Genomic DNA, 22480 nt, shown 5'->3' on the forward strand with positions numbered 1-22480 from the left:
GCGCAGTGCTTCCGCCGCTCGCAGCCTGTGCGCCGCCGCCGTTCTGTTCCAGCATGCGGATCGCTTCGTCCGGCGTGGGCAGGTCCGCGACATAGGCGATGCGTACCAGCACCATCTCAGCGGCCGCGGCAGGCCGCGTCGCAGCCTGCACCTCGGTGATGCCCTTGAGCAGCATCTGCCACATCCGCGACAGCACCCGCATGGAGATCTTCGAGGCGAAGTCACGCGCGCGCAGCCGCTCGGTCTCGCCATAGGCGACGTTGTCGGCGGTCGCCGGTACGATTTTCACGCGGGTAACGAAGTTGACGAACTCGGCGAGGTCCGACAGCACGACGATCGGATCGGCGCCGGTGTCGTACTGGTCGCGGAACTCCTTGAAGGCGGCGGCGATGTCGCCGCGCACCAGTGAATCGAAAAGATCGATCACACGGGTGCGGTCGGCAAGCCCCAGCATCTGCCGGACGGCATCTGCCTTCACCTGGCCCGCCGCATGCGCGATCGCCTGGTCGAGCAGCGACAGTGAGTCGCGCACGGAACCTTCCGCGGCGCGCGCGATGATGCCGAGCGCCTCCGGCTCGATCTCGACACTCTCCTTGGCCGCGATATTGGCGAGGTGCTTCATCAGCACGTCGGCCTCGACCCGGCGCAGGTCGAAGCGCTGGCAGCGCGACAGCACGGTCACCGGAACCTTGCGGATCTCGGTGGTCGCGAACACGAACTTGGCGTGCTCCGGCGGCTCCTCCAGCGTCTTCAGGAACGCATTGAAGGCCGCGGTCGACAGCATGTGGACTTCGTCGATGATGTAGACCTTGTAGCGGGCGCTGGCCGGCGCGTAGCGCACGCTGTCGTTGATCTGGCGGACGTCGTCGACGCCGGTATGCGAGGCGGCGTCCATCTCCAGCACGTCCATGTGCCGGCTTTCCATGATCGCCTGGCAGTGCACGCCCAGCGTCGGCATGTGGATGGTCGGGCCCTTCACCGAGCCGTCCGGCATCTCGTAGTTGAGCGCTCGGGCGAGGATGCGCGCGGTGGTGGTCTTGCCGACGCCGCGGACGCCGGTGAGGATCCAGGCCTGCGGAATGCGCCCGGTCTCGAACGCGTTGGAGACGGTGCGGACCACGGCCTCCTGGCCGATCAGGTCGTCGAAGCTGGAGGGACGGTATTTGCGCGCCAGCACCCGGTACGGCGTGCCCGGCTGGGCGCCGGGCTCAAAACCAGCCTGGCTAGCGCTATCAGGGTTGGTGGGGGCGCCAGCGTCGGTCATCGGTCGATCCGCAATGAAATGTCTCTCGGCCGGCTTTTGCGGAAAGGAGCGCGCTGGCGGGGATCCCGCCGGCGCAATTCGCTCGAAAAAACAGGTAGGAGACTGACGAGCGACCCGATCCGGACCTCGTTAGGGCTGCTTCCTTCCGGACCTGACCCGGTTGGCGAGTGGCTCGTCCACCGCCAATCTCCCGATCCCTATTTGGGGCCAAAAGGACCGGAAAGCAAGCGGGTATCGCCTTGAACGGTTTGACCTTGCCCAGCATCCGGGCAATTCCGGGTCTGCCCAGCCGATAGGCTGTGCTTTCGCGGCAGGGGCTGCCTTGGTAAGAACGCTGCCGGAATTCCATCCAACCAGAAAAGCGATTGATCCCAATGGTTACACGTCGTGATGTTGCATCGATTGTCGGGCTTGGCGCCGTTGGCGCGCTGACCGCGAGCGCGCTGGCGTCCCCGGCCGTGGCCCAGGCGGCCGATCCGAACGAATCGACTTTTGCCCGCATCCGCCGCACCAAGAAGATGCGGATCGGCGCGGTCGGCGGCGGCGCGCCCTATTACATGAAGGACCTCGCCACCGGCCAGTGGAAGGGCTTTTACATCGACATCGCGAAAGCACTCGCCGACGACATGGAGGCCGAGCTCGAGATCACCGAGACCACCTGGGGCAATTCGGTGCTCGACCTCCAGTCCAACAAGATCGACATCTTCTTCGGCCTCAACCCGACCCCGAAGCGCGCGCTGGTGGTCGACTTCTCGGTGCCGGTCTTCAACAACGCCTTCGGCATTCTTTGCAAGAAGGACTTCAAGCCAAAGACCTGGGCCGAGCTGAACTCGCCCGACATCAAGATCGCCGTCGACCAGGGCTCCTCGCATGACCAGGTCGTCAGCCGGCTGACGCCGAAGGCGCAGATCTCGCGGCTGAAGACCGCCGACGATGCCACCGCCGCACTGCAGACCGGCCGCGTCGACGCGCAGTGCCTGATCACCATGCTGTCGCTGACCGTGCTCAAGAAGAACCCTTCGCTCGGCCAGTTCGTGCTGCCGACCCCGGTCTTCGCCACCACGTCGAATGCCGGCTTCCGCCGCGAGAACGACAAGACTTGGCGCGACTACGTCAACACCTGGATCGACTTCAACAAGGGCCTCGGCTTCATCCGCAACGCCATTCTGACCAACATGGAGCTGGTGGGCGTGACTGAGGCGGACATTCCGCCGGGCGTTTCGCTGTAGGGCATCGTAAAATTGGGTAGCCTCGATCCGCACGCTCTGTTCGACTCCCTCTCCCGCTTGCGCGGGGAGGGCTGGGGTGGGGGTGTCTCCGCAATCGACACTCCCAAGATGGATAGAGCCCCCACCCGGCGCTTCGCGCCGACCTCCCCCGCAAGCGGGAGAGGTGCAGTGAGATCGTGGCTCTGCCAATCCAAACTTCTTCGCGGCTGAGGTCCGAAAGAATATGTATCAGTGGGACTTCGGCATCCTCTGGAGCTATCGCTGGCTCTTTCTCAATGGGCTCGGCGTCACCGTCGGCTTCACCGTGGTCATCGTCGTCTGCGGACTGCTGTTCGGCCTGCTTGGCGCCTTCGGCAGTCTGTCCCGCTTTGCCGGGGTGCGCCTCGTCGCGCTCGCCTTCATCGAGGCGTTCCGCTGCACGCCGATCCTGGTGCAGCTGATCTGGTTCTATTACGCGCTGCCGATCCTGGCCGGCGTCGAGATGACGCCGATCACAGCCTCGGCGCTCGCGCTCTCTCTCTATGGCGGCTCGTTCTATTCGGAGATCATCCGCGGCGGCATCGTCTCGATCGACAGCGGCCAGTCCGAAGCGGGCGCGGCGCTCGGCATGACGCCGGGCCAGACCATGCGGCGCATCGTGCTGCCGCAGGCGATCAAGCGCATGATCCCGGCGCTGATGAACCAGTCGATCATCCAGTTCAAGAATACCTCGCTGGTGTCGGTGCTCGCGGTGCCCGACCTCGTCTATCAGAGCCAGGTCGCCGCCCACGACAGCTACCGGCCGCTGGAGACCTACACCGCGGTCGCGGTCGCCTATGCGGCGATCCTGATCCCCCTGACCATCATCGTCCGGCGCGGCGAGAAGCGACTGGCGGTCAGCGAATGAGCGAGACCTCCAAGATCGATATCCGCGGCTTGCGCAAGAGTTTTGGCAGCAACGAGGTTCTGAAGAACATCAGCCTCGACGTCGGCAAGGGAGGCGTCGTGGCGCTGATCGGCCCGTCCGGCTCGGGCAAGTCGACGCTGCTCCGCTGCATCAATCTTCTTGTGGTGCCGGATGGCGGCAGCGTCCGCGTCGGCGACACGCACTTCCAGTTCGGCCAGGGCACCAAGCCGCCGGATGTGAAGACACTGGCCAAATTCCGCGCCACCACCGGCATGGTGTTCCAGCATTTCAACCTGTTCCCGCACATGACGACGCTCCAGAACGTGATGGAGGGACCGGTCACGGTGCGGCGCATGGCCAAGGCGGACGCCGAGAAGCTGGCGCGTGCGCAATTGGCAAAAGTCGGGCTCGCGGAGAAGGCCGACCAATATCCGGCGACGCTTTCCGGCGGACAGAAGCAGCGCGTTGCGATTGCGCGCGCGCTCGCCATGGAGCCGGACGTGATGCTGTTTGATGAAGCGACCTCCGCGCTCGATCCCGAGCTCGTCGGCGAGGTGCTGAACGTCATGCAACGGCTGGCGTCCGAAGGCATGACCATGGTGATCGTGACCCACGAGATTGCCTTTGCGCGCGAGGTCGCCGACCGCGTCGTGTTCATGCGCGACGGCATCGTCGTCGAGGAAGGCCCATCGCGGCAGGTGATCGACACGCCGCGCGAGGCCGCGACGCGCGCGTTCCTCAGCCATTTCCACCGCACCGGCGCGCTGCCGCTGGCCAACGCGACACCGTGATGCCTGATATCAACCGCGTCTACCTCGTCACCGGCGCCGCCAGCGGCATCGGCCGCGCCACCGCAAGACTGCTCGCTGCCCCCGGCGCCGCGCTCTTGCTGCACACGCGCGCGAACGCAGCCGGCCTTGATGCCACCGCGGCGGCAGCCGAAGCGCAAGGCGCAGTGGTGGCAAAATGCCTTGGAGACCTTGCCGAGGAGGCCGCAGCCACCGATGCCATCGCTGCCGCGCAACGCGCCTTCGGCCGGCTCGATGCATTGATCCTGGTTGGCGGCCATGCCCGTCGTGGCAGCGCGATCGGCACGCCGCCGGAGCAGTTTCGCCGGGCGATGGATGAATCCGCGCTCGCCTTCACGCGGGTGGTCGACGCCGCGCTGCCGCTGTTGCGTGCCGGACGTGATGCGCGGATCGTCGCGGTGTCATCGTTCGTTGCGCATGCGATCCGGCCCGACTTCGCGCCCTTCGCGGCAACAGCCGCAAGCCGCTCCGCGCTGGAAGCACTGGTGCGCCTCACCGCGGTCGAGCTTGCCAGGGATGGCATCACCGTCAATGCGGTTTCGCCCGGCCTCATCATCAAGGACAAGCCGAGCGAGAGCCGGCTTTCGCCCGAACAGATCGCCGCGACGGAGGCGCTGATCCCGATGCGCCGTCGTGGACGCCCGGAGGAAGTGGCCGAGATCATCGCCTTCCTGGCCTCGCCGAAGGCGTCCTACGTCACCGGCCAGGTCTGGCACGTCAATGGAGGCCTGACATGACCGAAGCGACCGTCGAACGTATCAGGCTGTTCCTGATCGAGAGCCCGATTAAAATGGCGCGCCTGCAGGGCGTTGGCAACGTCAAGGGCACCGTTAAGCGCGTGCTGATCGAGCTGACCGCGAGCGACGGCGTGATCGGCTGGGGCGAAGCGGCGCCGTGGGAGGTGTTCACTGGCACGCCCGAGGCCGCGTTTTCCGCACTCGACATCTATTTGCGGCCGATCGTGCTCGGCAAGCCGGTGCGTCGCATTCGCGCGCTGATGGCGGAACTCGACCGCGCGCTGGTGGGCCACGCCGAGGCGAAGGTCGCGATCGAGATGGCGCTGCTTGACATCGTCGGCAAGTCGGCGGGTCTTTCGGTTGCCGACCTGCTCGGCGGCCGCGTGCGCGACACGATTCCCCTTTCCTTCTCGATCGCCGATCCGGATTTCGTCGCCGATCTCGAGCGCATGCGAAAGATGGTCCCGGACGGCAACGTCATCTACAAGGTCAAGACCGGAGTGAAGCCGCATTGCGAGGACCTCGATCATCTCGAGGCGATCCGGAAAGAATTCGGCGACACCGTCGACCTGCGCGTCGACTACAACCAGGCGCTGGCGCCGTTCGGCGCCATCAAGATCCTGCGCGACGTCGAGCAGTTTGCGCCGACCTTCATCGAGCAGCCGGTGCCGCGCAAATATCTCGATGTGATGGCACAGCTCACCGCGGCGCTGGAAACGCCGGTGCTCGCCGACGAAAGCTGTTTCGATCGCCGCGACATGATGGAGGTGGTCCGCCGCGAGGCCGCCGATGCGGTGTCGATCAAGCTGATGAAGGCCGGTGGCCTGTTCGAGGCGCAAGCCATCATGTCGATCGCCGACATCGCCGGCCTGCCCGGCTATGGCGGCACGCTGTGGGAAGGCGGCATCGGGCTTGCCGCCGGCACGCAACTCATAGCGGCCACGCCCGGCATCTCGCTCGGCTGCGAGTTCTACATGCCGCATCACGTGCTGACCGAGGATGTGCTGGAAGAGCGGGTTGCGAACCGCGCCGGCCATGTCGTCGTGCCGGATGGCCCGGGTCTCGGCATCCGCGTCAGCGAAGCCTCAGTCCGCGCCAACGCGCGCGTGCTCGCGGAGGCGTGACGCGTGCCAGCATGGCTGCTGGCGCTGCCACAACCTCGATCGTCGTCCCGGGCAAGCGTAAGCGCAGACCCGGGACCCATAACTCCAGGGAACAGTTGCGGCGCGAAGCTAGTGGTTACTAGTCTTCGCAAAACACCATTCTGTGGTTGGGTCCCGGATCAGCGCTCCGCTTCGCTACGCTTGTCCGGGACGACGATCGCGTATGCGGCTTCCGCGGACCACCATCCTTCCCCTATCGGAATCGGTATCGTATGGTCGGACCAAACCCTCGGGAATTCCGTCCCGCTCAGCCCGATCCATCGGGCCTTTGGAAACCCTTCATGCCCGAACCCGCCTGGTCGCTGCACTCCCGCCTGAAAGAGGACACGATCGACATCGGCGACCTGCCGCTGTCGAAGGTGCTCGTCATCAAGGACGCCCATTATCCCTGGCTGCTGCTGGTGCCGCGACGCGCCGATGCGGTCGAGATCATCGATCTCGACGAAGTGCAGCAGGCGCAGCTGATGACGGAGATCTCCCGCGTCTCGCGCGCGCTGAAGGAGATCACCAAATGCGACAAGCTCAATGTCGCAGCACTCGGCAATCTCGTGCCGCAGCTTCACGTTCACATCATCGCGCGCCGAACCAGCGACGCTGCATGGCCGCGGCCGGTCTGGGGCGTGATGCCGCCCTTGGCGCATGACGCCGCAGAGGTGCAGAATTTCATCAGCGCGCTTCGCCGCAAGATCTGGTTGGGTTGAAAGAACAAGAAATGTCAGCATTCGACTCGTTTCCGCTGGGGCAACCGGCCTTCGTCACCAACGTCCTCGATCGCGCCGCGCATCTGCGCCGCGATGATGAAAAGCTGTTCGCGATGGAGCAGAAGCCGTCCTCGCGCGCCTATGTCGTCTACCGCGACTCGCTGCTGGTGAAGCGCGAGGGCGAAAAGGTGCGCGCACTGCTGTCGATCGACGAGGCCCTCAAATGCGGCGCCAATCCCGGCACGATCTTCTTGGGGCTGCGCGATGGCGCCGCGGTGTTCGGCATGGGCCTGTCGCAGGCCGCCGCCGAGAAGCTGATCGGCCGCGACGACTACACCGTCACCGAGCTGCGCGGCATGGCGATGCAGGGCGCGATCCCGCCGCAGGAGCTCTCGGCGGTCGCGATGGCGAAGTCGATGGTGGGCTGGCACCAACGCCACGGCTATTGTGCCAATTGCGGCACGCGCAGCGCGATGAAGGAAGGCGGCTGGAAGCGCGAATGCCCGAGCTGCAAGGCGGAGCATTTCCCGCGCACTGATCCGGTGGTGATCATGCTGGTCGCCTCCGGCGACAAGTGCCTGCTCGGCCGCCAGAAGCAGTTTCCGCCGGGCATGTATTCCTGCCTCGCCGGCTTCGTCGAGGCCGCCGAGACCATCGAGGACGCGGTGCGCCGCGAGATCCTCGAAGAGTCCGGCATTTGCTGCACCGACGTGCAGTATTACATGACCCAGCCCTGGCCCTATCCGTCATCGCTGATGATCGGTTGCAGCGCACGGGCGCTGAACGAGGACATCGTCGTTGATCGCTCGGAGCTCGAGGACGCGCGCTGGTTCACGCGCGACGAAGCAGCCCTGATGCTGACGCGGACGCATCCGGAGGGACTCGCCGGCCCGCATCCCTTCGCCATCGCCCATCATCTGCTCGGCCGCTGGGTCCACGACAAGAGCGGCGCGTAAGCTGAGACCGCCGATGGCTGCACCAGGGATCGCGCCGCGCATCCTCTGCATCGGCATTCCCGTGCGCGACCTGACCTTTCGTGTCGAGGCCGTGCCCGCGCGCGGCAGCAAGGCCAATGCCAGCCATCTGGAAGAGATCTGCGGCGGCAATGCGCTCAATGCCGCGATTGCCATCGCGCGGCTTGGCGGCCGCGTCTCCTTCGCGGGACCAATGGGCGACGCGCGGGAGGCGTCGAGCGGCTTCATCCTCGAACGGATGACGCAGGAAAGCATCGATATCAGACACATCGTGCGCATGCCGGGCCTGACGACGCCGGTCTCGGCAATCATGATCGAGGCCTCCGGCGAGCTGACGCTCGTCATCTATCGCGACCCGGCCCTGTGGACGGTCAAGCTGCCGGACGGCGATGAACTCTTCGCCGACTGCCAGGCGGTCCTCGTCGAAAGCCGCTGTGCCACGTTCTGCGGCGACCTCTGCGCCGAGGCGCGCCGCCGCGGTATTCCCGTCATCGTCGGCGTCGACCGCGCGATGGCGCGGACCGACGGCCTGCTCACCGCCGCCTCGCATCTCCTGTTCGCCAGCGAGCAGGTGCAGGAGAGCGCGGGCGTTGCCGACGACGGGGAAGCACTGAGGACCTTGGCGAAGCTGACGCCGGCGTTCCTGGCCGCCACTCGTGGCCCGCGCGGCACGCTCTGGCTGAACGAGGCGGGCGAGCTGGAGGAGACAGCGGCCTTTCCAATCGAGGCCGTGGATACGCTCGGCGCCGGCGATGTCTTCCATGGCGCCTTCACGCTCCGCCTCGCCGAGGGAGAGGACGTGCGGGAGGCGCTGCGATTCGCCGCGGCGGCGGCCGCACTGAAATGCACCCGCCACGGGGGTGGCGAAGCTTCCCCGCAACGCATTGAAGTTGAAGAGTTTTTGCGCATGAGGCGAGAGCCCGATACCTGCCGCTCGCCAAGAATATAGGCTTGCTATAGAAGGATTTTCTCTATATCAGGGAAATCAGCCCATGAAATGGAACAAAGTTCTTCAAATGACTGACATCGCCGTCCAGATCCCTGAGACCAGCCGCCGCCTCGACGCCATCGACCGCAAAATCCTGATGGTGCTCCAGGAAGACGCCTCCCTGTCAGTTGCCGAGATCGGCGACCGGGTCGGACTGTCCTCTACGCCCTGCTGGAAGCGCATCCAGCGCCTGGAGGCCGACGGCGTGATCCTGAAACGGGTGGCGCTGGTCGACCAGAACAAGATCGGGCTCGGCATCTCCGTGTTCGTGTCGGTGGAGAGCTCGGACCATTCGGACGCCTGGCTGAAAAAGTTCGCCGAGGCCGTCAGTGCCATGCCCGAGGTGATGGAGTTCTACCGGATGGCCGGCGACGTCGACTACATGCTGCGCGTCGTGGTCGCGGACATGCAGAGCTATGACGTCTTCTACAAGAAGCTGATCAGCGCCGTGCCGCTGAAGAACGTCACCTCGCGCTTCGCGATGGAGAAGATCAAGTCGGTCACGGCGCTGCCGATCCCGGCGGTGGTGGCGGCTTAGGGCTCTTCGACGAAGGCGAGCATTTCACCCTGCCGACGCTGTCATCGTCCGCGAAGGCGGACGATCCAGTATTCCAGAGACGCCAGTCGTATACGGATAGGCCGCGGCGTACTGGATGCCCCGCCTTCGCGGGGCATGACAGCGGTGTGCGTGGCGACTGACTTACAGCGGCCCAGTGAGAGCCGCCTCAAATCTTCTGATTGTACTCGCCGACCTCGGGATGCGTGCGCAGCACGCTGTCCACCATCTCGAACATGTCGCGCATGCGCTGCTCGGAGACCGGGCTCTCGACGACGACCACGAGCTCGGGCTTGTTGGAGGAGGCGCGCACCAGGCCCCAGCTTCCGTCCTCGACGGTGACGCGAACGCCGTTGACGGTGACGAGATCACGGATCGCCTGGCCGCCGATCTTCTCGCCCTTCTTCTGCAACGCCTCGAAATGCTTCACCACGGCATCGACGACGCCGTATTTGGCCTCGTCCGCGCAATGCGGCGACATGGTCGGCGACGACCAGGTTTTCGGCAGCGCGTTCTTGAGGTCCGCCATCGACTTGTCCGGCGCACGGTCGAGCATGTCGCAGATCGCGATCGCCGAGACCATGCCGTCGTCATAGCCGCGGCCGAACGGCTTGTTGAAGAAGAAGTGGCCCGACTTCTCGAAGCCGGCGAGCGCGCCCATCTCGTTGGTGCGGCGCTTCATGTAGGAATGGCCGGTCTTCCAATAGGCGGTCTTCGCGCCCTGCTTTTGCAGCACCGGATCGGTGATGAACAGACCGGTCGACTTCACGTCGACGACGAACTGCGCATCCTTGTGGATCGCCGACATGTCGCGCGCCAGCATCACGCCGACCTTGTCGGCAAAGATCTCCTCGCCGGTGTTGTCGACGACGCCGCAGCGGTCGCCATCGCCGTCGAAGCCGAGGCCGACATCCGCCTTGTGATGCAGCACCGCATCGCGGATGGCGTGCAGCATCTCGAGATCTTCCGGATTCGGATTGTATTTCGGGAAGGTGTGATCGAGCTCGGTGTCGAGCGGGATCACCTCGCAGCCGATCGCCTCCAGCACCTGCGGCGCGAAGGCGCCAGCGGTGCCGTTGCCGCAGGCCGCGACCACCTTGAGCCTGCGCTTCAGCTTCGGGCGGTTGGTGAGATCGGCGATGTAGCGCGCCGGGTAATTCTCGTGGAACTGGTAGGAGCCGCCGGCCTTGTTCTTGAATTCGGCGTTGAGCACGATCTCCTTCAGCCGCGTCATCTCGTCGGGGCCGAAGGTCAGCGGGCGATTGGCGCCCATCTTGACGCCGGTCCAGCCATTGTCGTTGTGGGAGGCCGTGACCATCGCGACGCAGGGCACGTCGAGGTCGAACTGCGCGAAATAGGCCATCGGCGTCACCGCCAGCCCGATGTCGTGCACCTTGCAGCCGGCCGCCATCAGGCCCGAGATCAGCGCATATTTGATCGAGGCCGAATAGCCGCGGAAATCGTGACCGGTGACGATCTCCTGGCTGACGCCGAGCTCGGCGATCAGCGCGCCCAGGCCCATGCCGAGCGCCTGCACCCCCATCAGGTTGATTTCCTTGTTGAACAGCCAGCGGGCGTCATATTCGCGGAAGCCCGTGGCCTTCACCATCGGCTCGGATTCGAAGGCATAGGTGTTCGGCAGCAGGACGGACTTCGGCTTGGGAAACATTGAGACGGTCTCGTGAAAGGGCAGGTTTGATGCAGCCTTAGCGAATGCCGGGCCGCAGCGAAAGGCGGGATTGGCAGCTTATGGCTTACAATTGCGGCAGTTTGGTAACGGGGAAACGTTACCCGCGGCAGGCCTCTGCCCTGGGCGCTATTGAATTGGTCCGGCCGTAACCGGTCTGGACCTACTGCTCCAGCACCATCTGGCCGTTGGCGTATTCGAAACGCTTCAGCCTGGAGAGGAAGGAGAGGCCGAGCAGGTTCTCCGACAGCGCCTCGTCGGGAAGCACCATGGCGTCGACGTCGCGCACGATGAGGCCACCGACCTCGAGCATGGCGATGCGGGTGCGCGCAGCCTTGATGGTGCCGTTGGCGGTGCTGACGGTTGCGTTGTACTCGCCGCGCGAGGGACGCAGGCCGAAACGGGCGGCCGAGGTCTCGTTCAGCGCCACCACGGAAGCACCGGTGTCGACCATGAAGCCGATGCGCTGCCCGTCGATCCGACCTTCGGTCTGGAAATGGCCGCGCGCGTCGCGGGGGATGCTGAGGCTGCGATTGCCGACCGGCGCTGCGGTTGCGACTGCGACCGTCGTGCGCGGCGCCGATGTCGCCGAGGCCGAGCTCATCTTGTCCGCCATCTGCGCCATGAACGTGCCCAGCCCGATCATGATGGCCGCGAAGATCATTATGTTACGCATCACACCACTCGGAGCCGAAAACTCGATTTCACCACGCAACGTCCACGTCCGCGAGCGAGGGTGCGGCCGGAACGGTGCCATTTTGGCGAAAAGGATGAGCGAACGGTTAATGCGGCGCTTTGAATCTCACGTGCCGCGCGGCTTCGCCCGCCGGGTCGGCAGCGCGCTCGCCGGATCGTCCGGCCAGGGATGGCGCGGGTAGCGGCCGCGCAGATCCGAGCGCACGGCGCTGTAGCTGCCGCGCCAGAAGCCGGGAAGGTCGCGCGTCACCTGCACCGGACGCTGCGCCGGCGACAGCAACTCCAGCACCAGCGGCACCTTGCCGGCGGCGATCGACGGATGGTTGTTGAGTCCAAACAGCTCCTGAAGCCGCACCGCGATGGTCGGCCCCTGCTCGGCTTCATAGTCGATCGCGAGCATGGTGCCGGTCGGCGCCTCGAAATGGGTCGGTGCCTCGCGCTCGAGTCGCGCGCGCAACTCCCAGGGCAGCAGTGCCATCAGCGCATCGGAGAGATCGCCGGCGGAGACATCCTTCAGCGCGGTCTTGTCGTAGAGCGCAGGCACCAGCCAGTCGTCGCGTCGCGCAATCAGCCCGTCGTCCGAGACGTCGGGCCAGCTCTCGCCCTCGGCCTTGCGCAGAAACATCACGCGGTCGCGCCATTGCTTGGCCTGTTTCGACCAGGGCAGCCGGTCGAGGCCGGCGGCGATCAGTCCGTCGGCGAGGATGCGCGCGGTCGCTTCCGATGGCGAGAGCGCAAGCGGCGCCTCCGACAATGTGATCGCATGCAGCGCGCGCTTGCGTCGCGCCCGCAACGCCATCGCGTTGCGATCGAAGGAAATCTCGTCGGTCAGCTCAATATGCTCGGCGAAATGCCGCTCGATGTCGTCCTGTGTGATCGGCGCCGCGAGCAGGATGCGCCCGCTCGCCGCCGTTCCCGTCATTTCCCCGACTGCGATGTAGGGCGCTCGGGCGAGCGAGGAGGTTTGCTCGACCGCGGCGCCGCGGCCATTGGCAAGCACGAAGCTGCCATTGCCGCGATTGCGCGCGACGCGGTCGGGGAAGGCATAGGCGAGCATCAGGCCGGTCGAGAGATCGCCCTGCTCCTGCGCTGCCTTCTCCGAAGAAGCCACCTGCGAAGCCCAGCGCCGCGCCAGATCGCGGGCACTCGTCGCGCGCGGCGAACGGTCACGACGGAACTGATCGAGCCTGTGCTCGAGATCGACGCTGTCGCCGCCGAGCCCGCGCTCGGTGAGGATAACGGCGATCTCGGCAGCCGCCTCGCCGGCGCCCACGCGATGCGAATCCACGATCATGCGTGCGAGCCGCGGCGGCAGCGCCAGTGCGCGCAGGCTTTTGCCCTCCGCGGTGATACGGCCATCGCCATCGAGTGCGTTGAGCTCGCTGAGCAGGCTCTTGGCTTCCTTCCAGGCCGGCTGAGGTGGCGGATCGAGGAACGACAGCGCCGCGGGATCGGCAACGCCCCATTGCGCGAGATCAAGCACCAGCGACGACAGATCGGCGCTGAGGATTTCCGGCTGGGTGTAGGGCGCAAGCGACGCCGTCTGCGGCTCGTCCCAGAGCCGGTAACACACGCCGGGCTCGGTACGGCCGGCGCGGCCGCGACGCTGGTCCACCGCCGCGCGCGAGGCGCGCACGGTCTCGAGCCGGGTCAGGCCGATATCCGGCTCGTAGCGCGGCACACGGGCAAGGCCTGAATCGACGACGATACGCACGCCTTCGATGGTCAGCGAGGTCTCGGCGATCGAGGTTGCCAGCACCACCTTGCGCGTCCCCTTGGGTGCCGGCGCGATGGCGCGATCCTGCACGGCGGCGTCGAGCGCACCGAACAGCGGCACGATCTCGGTGCCGGCATCCTGCACACGCTCGGAGAGGAGATTCTCGGTGCGGCGGATTTCGGCCGCGCCCGGCAGGAACGCCAGCACCGAGCCGCTATCTGCGCGCAGCGCGGACGCGATCGCATCCGCCATCTGCCGCTCCATCGGCGCATCCGCCTTGCGGCCCAGATAGCGCGTCTCGACCGGATAGGCGCGGCCCTCGCTTTCGACGACGGGCGCTTCCCCGAGGAGCTTTGCGACACGCGCACCGTCAAGCGTTGCCGACATCACGAGGATGCGCAGATCCTCGCGCAGCCCCAGTTGCGCGTCGCGTGCCAGCGCGAGGCCGAGATCGGCGTCGAGCGAGCGCTCGTGGAATTCGTCGAACAGGATGGCGGCAACGCCCGAGAGCTCGGGGTCGTCGAGGATCTGGCGCGTGAAGATGCCTTCGGTCACCACCTCGATGCGCGTCGCGCGCGACACTTTTGAGCCAAAGCGAACGCGATAGCCGACGGTCTCGCCGGCACGCTGGCCGAGCGATTTGGCCATGCGATCGGCGCTGGCCCGTGCAGCGATGCGCCGCGGCTCGAGCACGATGATTTTCTTGTCCCTGGCCCAGGGCGCGTCCAGGAGCGCGAGCGGCACGCGCGTGGTCTTGCCGGCGCCGGGCGGTGCCACCAGCACGGCGGCGTTGTACTGATCCAGCGTGCGCGACAGATCGTCGAGCACGGCATCGATCGGAAGGGGCGTGTCGAAACTGCGGGGCAAAGTCTATCCATTCGTCATGCCCGGCCTCGCCGTCTTCGCTGAAGCTTCGCCGGCCTGATACCGAAAGCCCGGCGAAGCCTTGGCGGAGCCGGGTGCCGGGCATCCACGTCGTCAGACTAACCTAGAAAACAGACGTGAATGGCCGGGACAAGCCCGGCCATGACGGTTTCGGTAGACAAGAATGTGTTGCTGTCAGCCCTCCACCGGCGGCCGCCCGACGCTCTCGTAGACGAAGCCGGCGGCGGCCATGTCCTCGGGGCGGTAGACGTTGCGCAGGTCGACGACGATGGGCTGCGCCATGGTCGCCTTCAGCCTGCCGAGATCGAGCGCACGGAACTGCACCCATTCGGTGACGATGACGAGCGCATCGGCGCCCTGCGCGCAGGAATACGCATCCTCGCAATAGGTGATGCTGGGCAGCTCGTGCTTGGCCTGCTCCATGCCGACCGGATCGAAGGCGCGCACGTTCGCGCCCATGTCGAGCAGACCGGTCACGAGCGGGATCGACGGCGCATCGCGCATGTCGTCGGTGTCCGGCTTGAAGGTGAGGCCGAGCACGGCGATGGTCTTGCCGCGCAGCGCGCCGCCGAGCGCGTGGCTGACCTTGCGCGCCATCGCGCGCTTGCGGTTCTCGTTGACCGCGAGCACGGATTCGACGATGCGCAGCTGCACGTCGTAATCCTGCGCGATCTTGATCAGCGCCTTGGTGTCCTTCGGAAAGCAGGAGCCGCCGAAGCCCGGGCCCGCATGCAGGAACTTGGTGCCGATGCGGTTGTCCAGGCCAATGCCACGGGCCACCTCCTGCACGTCGGCGCCGACCTTCTCCGAGAGATCGGCGATCTCGTTGATGAACGTAATCTTGGTCGCGAGGAACGCATTCGCGGCGTATTTGATCATCTCCGCGGTGCGGCGCGCCGTGAACATCAGCGGCGCCTGGTTCAGCGACAGCGGCCGGTAGATGTCGCCCAGCACCTTGCGGCCGCGCTCGTCGGACGTGCCGACGACGACGCGATCCGGGAACTTGAAGTCGCGGATCGCCGCGCCCTCGCGCAGGAATTCGGGGTTGGAGGCGACCACGACGTCGGCGTTGGGATTGGTTTCCCGGATGATGCGCTCGACCTCGTCGCCGGTGCCGACCGGAACGGTCGATTTCGTCACCACGACGGTGAAGCCGGAGAGCGACTGCGCGATCTCACGCGCGGCGGCGTAGACGTAGGACAGGTCGGCATGACCATCGCCGCGGCGCGAGGGCGTACCGACCGCGATGAACACGGCGTCGGCCTCCGCCACCGGCTTGGACAGGTCGGTGGTGAAGCTCAGACGCTTGGCCTTCACATTGGCTGCGACCAGTTCGTCGAGCCCCGGTTCGTAGATCGGGATCTCGCCGCGGTGAAGTGCTGCGATCTTCCTTTCATCCTTGTCGACGCAAGTGACGTCGTGGCCGAAATCCGCAAAGCAGGCCCCGGACACCAACCCCACGTAACCCGTGCCGATCATCGCGATTCGCATAGAAGCCCCTGTCTCTGGTTAACGGAACCCCAACTGGGGCGGTTTAGCATTTTCCCCATAGGAGAGAACAGCCCGCGTTCAGAAACCGGCACGCGATTTGTACCGGTAAAGAAGTCGGAAACCGCCAAGGCCCCACACTGCCTCGGGCCCGGACAGGTCCGGGCCGCACATGCCTCAAAAAGGAACACCATGGCACCAATCGGCACAATGGCGGCGAACGGGAGCTCCAGGCGTCCGGACGGACCGCGCGTGGATTGGGTCGACTACGCCAAGGGCATCTGCATCGTCATGGTGGTGATGATGCATTCGGTGCTGGGGGTCGAACTCGCCGCCGGCAAGACCGGCTTCATGCATGTGCTGGTGGCCTTCGCAAAGCCGTTCCGAATGCCGGACTTCTTCCTGATTTCGGGCCTGTTCCTTCCACTGGTGATCGGCCGGGACTGGCGAACCTATCTCGACCGCAAGGTGGTGCATTTCGCTTATTTTTATGTCGTCTGGGTGACAATCCAGTTCGCCTTCAAGGCGCCGGCCTTCGCGGCGGAATCGAGCTGGCGCGACGTCGGTCTGCTTTACCTCGAATCGTTCATCGAACCATTCGGCACCCTCTGGTTCATTTATCTGCTGCCGATCTTCTTCGTCGTCACAAAACTGACGCGGCGGATCCCGCCCCCCGCGATCTGGCTCGTTGCGGCATCGCTGGAAACGGCGCGGATCGCGACCGGCTGGACCGTGATCGACGAGTTCTGCGCGCGCTTCGTGTATTTCTATTCGGGCTATCTGTTCGCCGATTACGTCTTCGCGCTGTCCGACCGCGCGCGGCAACATCCGGCTCTCGCGCTCGCCGCGCTCGCGGCATGGGCGGTCATCAACGCAGGCCTCGTCGCTCTCGGTGCGAGCGAATGGCAGATCGTGTCGCTGATGCTCGGCTTCGCCGGCGCCTGCGCCATCATCACGATCGGCACGCTGCTCGCGCGCGTCCACTGGCTGAACTTGTTCCGCTTCTGCGGCGAGCATTCGATCGTGATCTATCTCGCCTTCTTCCTGCCGATGGCAGCGACCCGAACGCTGCTGTTGCGCACGGGCGTCATTCCCGACATCGGCATGGTGTCTCTGATCGTCACCATCGCCGGCGTGATCGGATCGCTCGTGATCTGGCAGGCCGCACTGCGGCTCCATGCCAACTTCCTGTTCGAGCGGCCCAATGCCTTCTGGATCGCGCCGAGGAAGGCAGCGCCGGTGTTGCAGGCAGCGGAGTAGGCAGGACGCCGTCATCGCCCGGCATGATGTGCGGACCGGGCGGCCCAGTATTCCAGAGACAGCAGTTATCGACCGATAGGCCGCGGCGTACTGGATTCCCCGCTTTCGCGGGGAATGACAGTGGGGATAGTGGCGCTAGCAGCCCAAAATTCCCACCTCCAAGGCTGTCAAATGCCGCAAAAATCCATACATTGCGGCCATGCCCAAAACCTCCCCGAAGACCACCGCCAAAGCTGACACCAAGGCTGCCGCGCCCAAGGCGGCCGCCGAGACCAAGCCCGCGGCTGCCAAAGCTGCTGCCAAGCCAGTGGCAGCCAAGGCGCCCGGAAAGGGCGATCATGTGTTCCTGGTCGACGGTTCCTCCTACATCTTCCGCGCCTACCACGCGCTGCCGCCGCTGAACCGCAAGTCCGACGGCTTGCAGGTCAATGCCGTGCTCGGCTTCTGCAACATGTTGTGGAAGCTGCTCCGCGACATGCCGGAGGACAACCGGCCGACCCATCTGGCGATTGTGTTCGACAAGTCGGAGGTCACCTTCCGCAACACGATCTATCCCGAATACAAGGCGCACCGTCCGCCGGCGCCGGACGATCTGATCCCGCAATTCGCGCTGATCCGCGAGGCCGTGCGCGCCTTCGACCTGCCCTGCCTGGAACAGGCCGGCTTCGAGGCCGACGACCTGATCGCGACCTATGTGCGCGAGGCCTGCGAGCGCGGCGCGAACGCGACCATCGTGTCCTCGGACAAGGACCTGATGCAGCTCGTGACCGATTGCGTGACCATGTACGACACCATGAAGGATCGCCGCATCGGCATCGCCGAGGTGATCGAGAAATTCGGCGTGCCGCCTGAGAAGGTGGTCGAGGTGCAGGCGCTGGCCGGCGACTCCACCGACAACGTGCCCGGCGTTCCCGGCATTGGCATCAAGACCGCCGCGCAACTGATCATCGAATATGGCGACCTCGAGCAACTGCTGTTCCGCGCCGGCGAGATCAAGCAGCCCAAGCGCCGCGAAGCGCTGCTCGAGAACGCGGAGAAGGCTCGGATCTCGCGCCAGCTCGTGCTGCTCGACGACAAGGTGAAGCTGGACGTGCCGCTCGACGACCTTGCCGTCCACGAGCCCGACGCGCGCAAGCTGATCGCCTTCCTGAAGGCGATGGAGTTTTCCACGCTGACGCGCCGCGTCGCCGAATACGCCCAGATCGATCCCGCCGATGTGGAGGCCGATCCCGGCTATGCGAGCGGCGCCAGCGTGTTCTCGCCGCTGCCGCCCTCGGACGTTGTGCCGGCGCCGGGACCTGGCACATCCGCGCAAGCTGCACCGGGCGCCAAGGAGCGCAACAAAGCCGCCGGCAAGGAAGACAAGGCCGCGAGCCCCAAGGGCACGCCGATCTCGCTGGCCGAGGCTCGCGCGGACGCCGCGCGCAAGACCAGGATCGATCGCGCGAAATATCAGGTGGTCGGGACGCTCGACCAGCTCGAGGCGCTGATCGCTCACATCCACGATACCGGCCATGTCGCGATCGAGGTGAAGGCGAGCTCGGAAGATCCGATGCAGGCGGACATCTGCGGCATCGCGCTGGCGCTCGGCGCGGACGATGCGGCCTACGTTCCGCTCGCCCACAAGCAGCCCGGCGGTGGCGCCGGGCTGTTCGATGCGGGCTTGGCGCCCGGCCAGGTGAAATTCGAGGCGGCCATCGAGGCGCTGCGGCCGGTGCTGGAATCGCATGGCATTCTGAAGATCGGCTTCAACGTCAAGTTCATCGCGGTGATGCTGGCACAGGCAGGCATCACGCTGCGCAACCATGACGATGCGGAATTGATCTCCTACGTGCTCGACGCGGGCCGCGGCTCGCATGCGCTGGAATCGCTCGCCGAGCGCTGGCTCGGGCACGCGATGCTGGCTGAGAACGGGCTCGTTGGCGGCGGCAAGAACAAGCTCACCTTCGATCAGGTCGCGATCGACAAGGCAACGGAGCATTCCGCGGAGCGCGCCGACGTCACCTTGCGACTCTGGCGGGTGCTGAAGCCGCGCCTGATCGCCGAGCACATGACCGCCGTCTATGAGTTGCTGGAGCGCCCGCTGGTCTCGGTGCTCGCGCGCATGGAGCGGCGCGGCATCTCGATCGACCGCCAGGTGCTGTCGCGGCTGTCGGGCGAGTTCGCCCAGACCGCGGCACGGGTCGAAGCCGAATTGCAAGAGCTTGCGGGCGAGCCGATCAATGTCGGCAGCCCCAAGCAGATCGGCGACATCCTGTTCGGCAAGATGGGACTGCCCGGCGGCAGCAAGACCAAGACCGGCGCGTGGTCGACCACCGCACAGGTGCTCGACGATCTCGCCGAGCAGGGCTATGACTTCCCGAAGAAGATCTTGGAGTGGCGCCAGGTCTCCAAGCTGAAATCGACCTACACGGACGCGCTGCCGACTTACGTCAATCCGCAGACCCATCGCGTGCATACGACCTACGCGCTGGCCGCGACCACGACGGGCCGGCTGTCGTCGAACGAGCCCAACCTGCAGAACATTCCGGTGCGCACCGAGGACGGCAGAAAGATCCGCCGCGCCTTCATCGCGACGCCCGGGCACAAGCTCGTCTCCGCCGACTATTCGCAGATCGAGCTGCGGCTGCTTGCCGAGATCGCCGACATCCCTGTGTTGAAGCAGGCATTCCGCGACGGCCTCGACATTCACGCGATGACGGCGTCCGAGATGTTCGGCGTGCCGATCAAGGGCATGCCGAGCGAGATCCGCCGCCGCGCCAAGGCGATCAATTTCGGCATCATCTACGGCATCTCGGCGTTCGGCCTCGCCAACCAGCTCGGCATCGCCCGCGAGGAAGCCTCCGCCTACATCAAGAAGTATTTTGAGCGCTTCCCCGGCATCCGCGCCTATATGGACGAGACCAAGGAATTCTGCCGGCAGAATGGCTACGTCACCACGCTGTTCGGCCGCAAGTGCCACTATCCCGACATCAGGGCCTCGAACGCCTCGGTCCGCGCCTTCAACGAACGCGCCGCGATCAACGCGCGGCTTCAGGGCACCGCGGCCGACATCATCCGCCGCGCCATGACCCGCGTAGAGGACGCGCTGGCCGAGAAGAAGCTGTCGGCGCAGATGCTGCTCCAGGTGCACGACGAGCTGATCTTCGAGGTGCCGGACGATGTGGTGGCGGCGACCTTGCCGGTGGTACAGCACGTCATGCAGGACGCGCCATTCCCGGCGGTCGTGCTGTCGGTGCCATTGCATGTGGACGCGCGCGCCGCGAATAATTGGGAAGAGGCACATTAGAGGCAGCGTGCCAGTTCAGATGCCGAGTGCGCTCTGGTAGGCGAAAAGCGCCGGCGCGCCGCCTGTGTGCAGGAAGACGACATCCTGATCTTTGCGCCAGCGCCCCTGGCGGATCAGGGCGATCAAGCCAGCGAGCCCCTTGCCGGAATAGACCGGATCAAGTGGAAGAGCCTCGAGCTGGCCTGCAAGCCGGATCGCTTCGATGGTAGCTTCGTGCGGCACCCCGTAGGCAGGTCCCGCATGCCCGGCGACGACTTCCACGCTTGCTTCGTCGAACGACACATCGAGCAGATCGGACGCTTCTCGCGCAAACGCCGTGACATCAGTTCGCACCCGTGCGGGCTCGGCGTCAATATCAATCCCGACAATCCGCGTGCTCGGCATTGCCACGGCCGCACCGACCACGAGACCAGCCTGCGTGCCGGCGCTTCCGGTGCAGTGCACGATAGCGGCTGGTGAGAAGCCCAGTTGCGCTGCCTGCGGTTCGATCTCGGAAATCGTCGTGGCATAAGCAACTGCGCCGAGGGCATTCGACACCCCGTATGGCACAAAATACGGCTTGCGCCCGTTCGCCTGGAGATCGCCGACGAGCGTGCGAATGGCTGCATTGCGGTCTCCGGTCCACGGCACATCGTGCAGATGCGCGCCGAACAACCGATTGAGGAATGCGTTGCCCGACGTCTTGTATTCCGGCGTCGGTGCTTCGAGCCGGCCATGGTAGACCGCAAGATGACATGCAAGGCCAAGCTTTGCGGCCACCGCAGCAACCTGCCGCTGGCTGTTCGATTGCACGACTCCGCCCGAGACGATCGTATCAGCGCCGCTCGAAAGCGCTTCGTGCAGGACGTAGTCGAGCTTGCGCAGCTTGTTGCCGCCAAAACCGAGCCCGGTCGCGTCTTCGCGCTTGACCCACAGCCGCGGTCCGCCGAGATGGGCCGTCAGTCGCTTCATCGGCTCGAGCGGCGTTGGCAGATCAGCCAAGCCTAAGCGGGGAAAGACAGCGAGGCGGTCGGACAAGGGCCTGCGATCAATTTGCATCGTTCTGTCCGCCTGACTCACGTGTCAAATTTCAACAATTGCCCGGCGGCCGCTATTATAGCTCCCGTCGACGATTGCTGCATCACATTCAGGCGAACGGGCTATCGATACACGCCGCAGCTCATTGCACTCGGAGCAATTTGCGGAATGACATCGCGGGTCGACGCACGTTAGAAACGTGCGCATCCCTTCCGCGAGTCCCCCCATGCCTCACATTGCAACGCTGCTCGGTTTCGCCCTGGTATCGCTCGGCGTGGTGCTGACGCCGGGGCCGAACATGATCTACCTGATCTCGCGCTCGCTCACGCAAGGCCCCTCGGCCGGCATCGTCTCGCTCGGCGGCGTGGCGCTCGGCTTCGTCTTCTACATGCTGTGCGCGGCGTTCGGCATCACGGCGCTGCTGCTCGCCATTCCCTTCGCCTATGACGCGCTGCGCTTCGCCGGCGCCTTCTATCTGCTGTGGCTCGCCTGGCAGGCGGTGAAGCCGGGCGGCCGTTCGCCATTCCAGGTCAGGAAGCTCGCCATCGACAGCCCGCGCAAACTGTTCGCGATGGGCTTCGTCACCAACCTGCTCAATCCGAAGATCGCGATGCTCTACCTTGCGCTGCTGCCGCAGTTCATCGATCCGACCGCCGGCAGCGTGCTGGTGCAATCGGTGGTGCTGGGCGCGATCCAGATCGCGATCAGCGTCAGCGTCAACGCGATGATCGCGCTTGCCGCCGGATCGATCGCGCTGTTCCTGTCGAGCCGCCCGAGCTGGATGCTGGTGCAGCGCTGGCTGATGGGCACGGTGCTGGCAGGGCTTGCGGTTAGGATGGCTGTCGAGGCGAAGAGGGTGTGATTGTCACCCTCTCCCCTTGTGGGAGAGGGTGGATCGCCGGCGCGGGACGCGACGGCGAGACGGGTGAGGGGTCTCTTTCCACAGGTGAGGTCGCGGAGAGAGACCCCTCACCCGCCGAGCTTCGCTCGGCACCCTCTCCCACAGGGGAGAGGGTTTAACACCCTCAATCCAGCTTTGCCTCCATGCCGCGCTTTACCGCCGGGCGCGCCATCAGCGCCTCGTACCAGCGCTTGACGTTGGGGAAATCCGACAGCTCCACTTTGTGGCGGGGG

At 65.4% G+C, this 22480-nt stretch carries 18 protein-coding genes, 1 other RNA gene and 1 pseudogene; 12 read left to right on the plus strand and 8 right to left on the minus strand.

From position 1 onward, the window contains the following. Positions 1–1264, minus strand: a 1264-nt coding sequence (locus AYJ54_RS10135) for a DNA polymerase III subunit gamma/tau (RefSeq protein WP_245328970.1), incomplete at its 3' end; no start/stop codon positions are given. A gap of 94 nt (positions 1265–1358) precedes the next feature. Then, an RNA gene (gene ffs / locus AYJ54_RS10140) (signal recognition particle sRNA small type) lies at positions 1359–1455 on the minus strand. Positions 1456–1638: 183 nt separating this feature from the next. Here ffs and AYJ54_RS10145 point away from each other — a divergent pair. The 9 genes from AYJ54_RS10145 (at position 1639) to AYJ54_RS10185 (ending at position 9289) form a co-directional block, all read left to right on the plus strand. Further along, entirely contained in the window at positions 1639–2493 is an 855-nt protein-coding gene (locus AYJ54_RS10145) for a transporter substrate-binding domain-containing protein (RefSeq protein WP_063698781.1), read from the plus strand. A gap of 223 nt (positions 2494–2716) precedes the next feature. Further along, positions 2717–3379: an amino acid ABC transporter permease gene (locus tag AYJ54_RS10150; protein ID WP_063698782.1), complete on the plus strand. Its 663-nt coding sequence runs from the start codon at positions 2717–2719 to the stop codon at positions 3377–3379. After that, positions 3376–4170 (plus strand): amino acid ABC transporter ATP-binding protein, encoded by a 795-nt coding sequence (locus tag AYJ54_RS10155; protein WP_063698783.1) that lies wholly within the window; start codon positions 3376–3378, stop codon positions 4168–4170. The genes AYJ54_RS10150 and AYJ54_RS10155 overlap by 4 nt, the downstream gene beginning before the upstream one ends. Continuing rightward, positions 4170–4925, plus strand: a complete 756-nt coding sequence (locus AYJ54_RS10160) for an SDR family oxidoreductase (protein ID WP_063698784.1) — start codon at positions 4170–4172, stop codon at positions 4923–4925. The genes AYJ54_RS10155 and AYJ54_RS10160 overlap by 1 nt, the downstream gene beginning before the upstream one ends. Then, positions 4922–6049 (plus strand): muconate cycloisomerase family protein, encoded by a 1128-nt coding sequence (locus AYJ54_RS10165; RefSeq protein ID WP_063698785.1) that lies wholly within the window; start codon positions 4922–4924, stop codon positions 6047–6049. Before AYJ54_RS10160 ends, AYJ54_RS10165 begins: the two co-directional genes overlap by 4 nt. Before the next feature lie 320 nt (positions 6050–6369). Continuing rightward, positions 6370–6789: an HIT domain-containing protein gene (locus AYJ54_RS10170; protein WP_063698786.1), complete on the plus strand. Its 420-nt coding sequence runs from the start codon at positions 6370–6372 to the stop codon at positions 6787–6789. A gap of 11 nt (positions 6790–6800) precedes the next feature. Continuing rightward, positions 6801–7745, plus strand: coding sequence for an NAD(+) diphosphatase (nudC, locus tag AYJ54_RS10175; protein WP_063698787.1), 945 nt, complete (start codon positions 6801–6803; stop codon positions 7743–7745). A 13-nt stretch (positions 7746–7758) separates the two neighbouring features. Further along, a complete protein-coding gene (locus AYJ54_RS10180; RefSeq protein ID WP_063698788.1) occupies positions 7759–8712 on the plus strand; it encodes a sugar kinase in 954 nt (317 codons plus the stop codon). A 67-nt stretch (positions 8713–8779) separates the two neighbouring features. Further along, positions 8780–9289, plus strand: coding sequence for an Lrp/AsnC family transcriptional regulator (locus AYJ54_RS10185; protein ID WP_063698830.1), 510 nt, complete (start codon positions 8780–8782; stop codon positions 9287–9289). 187 nt (positions 9290–9476) lie between these two features. Here AYJ54_RS10185 and AYJ54_RS10190 read toward each other — a convergent pair whose 3' ends face one another. The 4 genes from AYJ54_RS10190 to AYJ54_RS10205 all read right to left on the minus strand — a co-directional run bounded on the left by AYJ54_RS10190 (position 9477) and on the right by AYJ54_RS10205 (position 15783). Further along, on the minus strand, positions 9477–10976 hold the full coding sequence (locus AYJ54_RS10190) for a phosphomannomutase/phosphoglucomutase (RefSeq protein WP_063698789.1): 1500 nt from the start codon (positions 10974–10976) through the stop codon (positions 9477–9479). 181 nt (positions 10977–11157) lie between these two features. Next, the gene (locus AYJ54_RS10195; protein WP_063698790.1) at positions 11158–11670 is read right to left on the minus strand and encodes a TIGR02281 family clan AA aspartic protease; all 513 of its coding nucleotides are present in this window, start codon (positions 11668–11670) and stop codon (positions 11158–11160) included. A gap of 126 nt (positions 11671–11796) precedes the next feature. Beyond that, complete coding sequence (gene hrpB, locus AYJ54_RS10200) at positions 11797–14274, minus strand: ATP-dependent helicase HrpB (RefSeq protein WP_063698791.1); 2478 nt, start codon at positions 14272–14274, stop codon at positions 11797–11799. Between the two features lie 192 nt (positions 14275–14466). Continuing rightward, entirely contained in the window at positions 14467–15783 is a 1317-nt protein-coding gene (locus AYJ54_RS10205; protein WP_063698792.1) for a UDP-glucose dehydrogenase family protein, read from the minus strand. A gap of 189 nt (positions 15784–15972) precedes the next feature. Here AYJ54_RS10205 and AYJ54_RS10210 point away from each other — a divergent pair, with 189 nt between their 5' ends. Beyond that, complete coding sequence (locus tag AYJ54_RS10210) at positions 15973–17040, plus strand: acyltransferase family protein (protein WP_082905583.1); 1068 nt, start codon at positions 15973–15975, stop codon at positions 17038–17040. A gap of 199 nt (positions 17041–17239) precedes the next feature. After that, on the plus strand, positions 17240–20329 hold the full coding sequence (polA, locus tag AYJ54_RS10215) for a DNA polymerase I (protein WP_063698794.1): 3090 nt from the start codon (positions 17240–17242) through the stop codon (positions 20327–20329). A 15-nt stretch (positions 20330–20344) separates the two neighbouring features. Here polA and AYJ54_RS10220 read toward each other — a convergent pair whose 3' ends face one another. Continuing rightward, entirely contained in the window at positions 20345–21310 is a 966-nt protein-coding gene (locus AYJ54_RS10220; RefSeq protein ID WP_161491831.1) for a D-cysteine desulfhydrase family protein, read from the minus strand. Between the two features lie 262 nt (positions 21311–21572). Between AYJ54_RS10220 and AYJ54_RS10225 the strand changes: the two genes are divergently transcribed. Then, on the plus strand, positions 21573–22208 hold the full coding sequence (locus AYJ54_RS10225; protein WP_063698796.1) for a LysE family translocator: 636 nt from the start codon (positions 21573–21575) through the stop codon (positions 22206–22208). A gap of 163 nt (positions 22209–22371) precedes the next feature. On the opposite strand, the pseudogene AYJ54_RS52205 reads toward AYJ54_RS10225, so the two are convergent. Next, positions 22372–22480: pseudogene (locus AYJ54_RS52205) on the minus strand (glutathione S-transferase); the annotation flags it as partial.

It is taken from the genome of Bradyrhizobium centrolobii (genome assembly GCF_001641635.1).
GTDB classification, from domain to species: domain Bacteria; phylum Pseudomonadota; class Alphaproteobacteria; order Rhizobiales; family Xanthobacteraceae; genus Bradyrhizobium; species Bradyrhizobium centrolobii.

Coding starts and splice junctions, on each gene's coding strand:
- AYJ54_RS10145 (WP_063698781.1), top strand. CDS start 1,639: ATGGTTACACGTCGTGATGTTGCATCGATTGTCGGGCTTGGCGCCGTT.
- AYJ54_RS10150 (WP_063698782.1), top strand. CDS start 2,717: ATGTATCAGTGGGACTTCGGCATCCTCTGGAGCTATCGCTGGCTCTTT.
- AYJ54_RS10155 (WP_063698783.1), top strand. CDS start 3,376: ATGAGCGAGACCTCCAAGATCGATATCCGCGGCTTGCGCAAGAGTTTT.
- AYJ54_RS10160 (WP_063698784.1), top strand. CDS start 4,170: ATGCCTGATATCAACCGCGTCTACCTCGTCACCGGCGCCGCCAGCGGC.
- AYJ54_RS10165 (WP_063698785.1), top strand. CDS start 4,922: ATGACCGAAGCGACCGTCGAACGTATCAGGCTGTTCCTGATCGAGAGC.
- AYJ54_RS10170 (WP_063698786.1), top strand. CDS start 6,370: ATGCCCGAACCCGCCTGGTCGCTGCACTCCCGCCTGAAAGAGGACACG.
- nudC (WP_063698787.1), top strand. CDS start 6,801: ATGTCAGCATTCGACTCGTTTCCGCTGGGGCAACCGGCCTTCGTCACC.
- AYJ54_RS10180 (WP_063698788.1), top strand. CDS start 7,759: ATGGCTGCACCAGGGATCGCGCCGCGCATCCTCTGCATCGGCATTCCC.
- AYJ54_RS10185 (WP_063698830.1), top strand. CDS start 8,780: ATGACTGACATCGCCGTCCAGATCCCTGAGACCAGCCGCCGCCTCGAC.
- AYJ54_RS10190 (WP_063698789.1), bottom strand. CDS start 10,976: ATGTTTCCCAAGCCGAAGTCCGTCCTGCTGCCGAACACCTATGCCTTC.
- AYJ54_RS10195 (WP_063698790.1), bottom strand. CDS start 11,670: ATGCGTAACATAATGATCTTCGCGGCCATCATGATCGGGCTGGGCACG.
- AYJ54_RS10205 (WP_063698792.1), bottom strand. CDS start 15,783: ATGCGAATCGCGATGATCGGCACGGGTTACGTGGGGTTGGTGTCCGGG.
- AYJ54_RS10210 (WP_082905583.1), top strand. CDS start 15,973: ATGGCACCAATCGGCACAATGGCGGCGAACGGGAGCTCCAGGCGTCCG.
- polA (WP_063698794.1), top strand. CDS start 17,240: ATGCCCAAAACCTCCCCGAAGACCACCGCCAAAGCTGACACCAAGGCT.
- AYJ54_RS10225 (WP_063698796.1), top strand. CDS start 21,573: ATGCCTCACATTGCAACGCTGCTCGGTTTCGCCCTGGTATCGCTCGGC.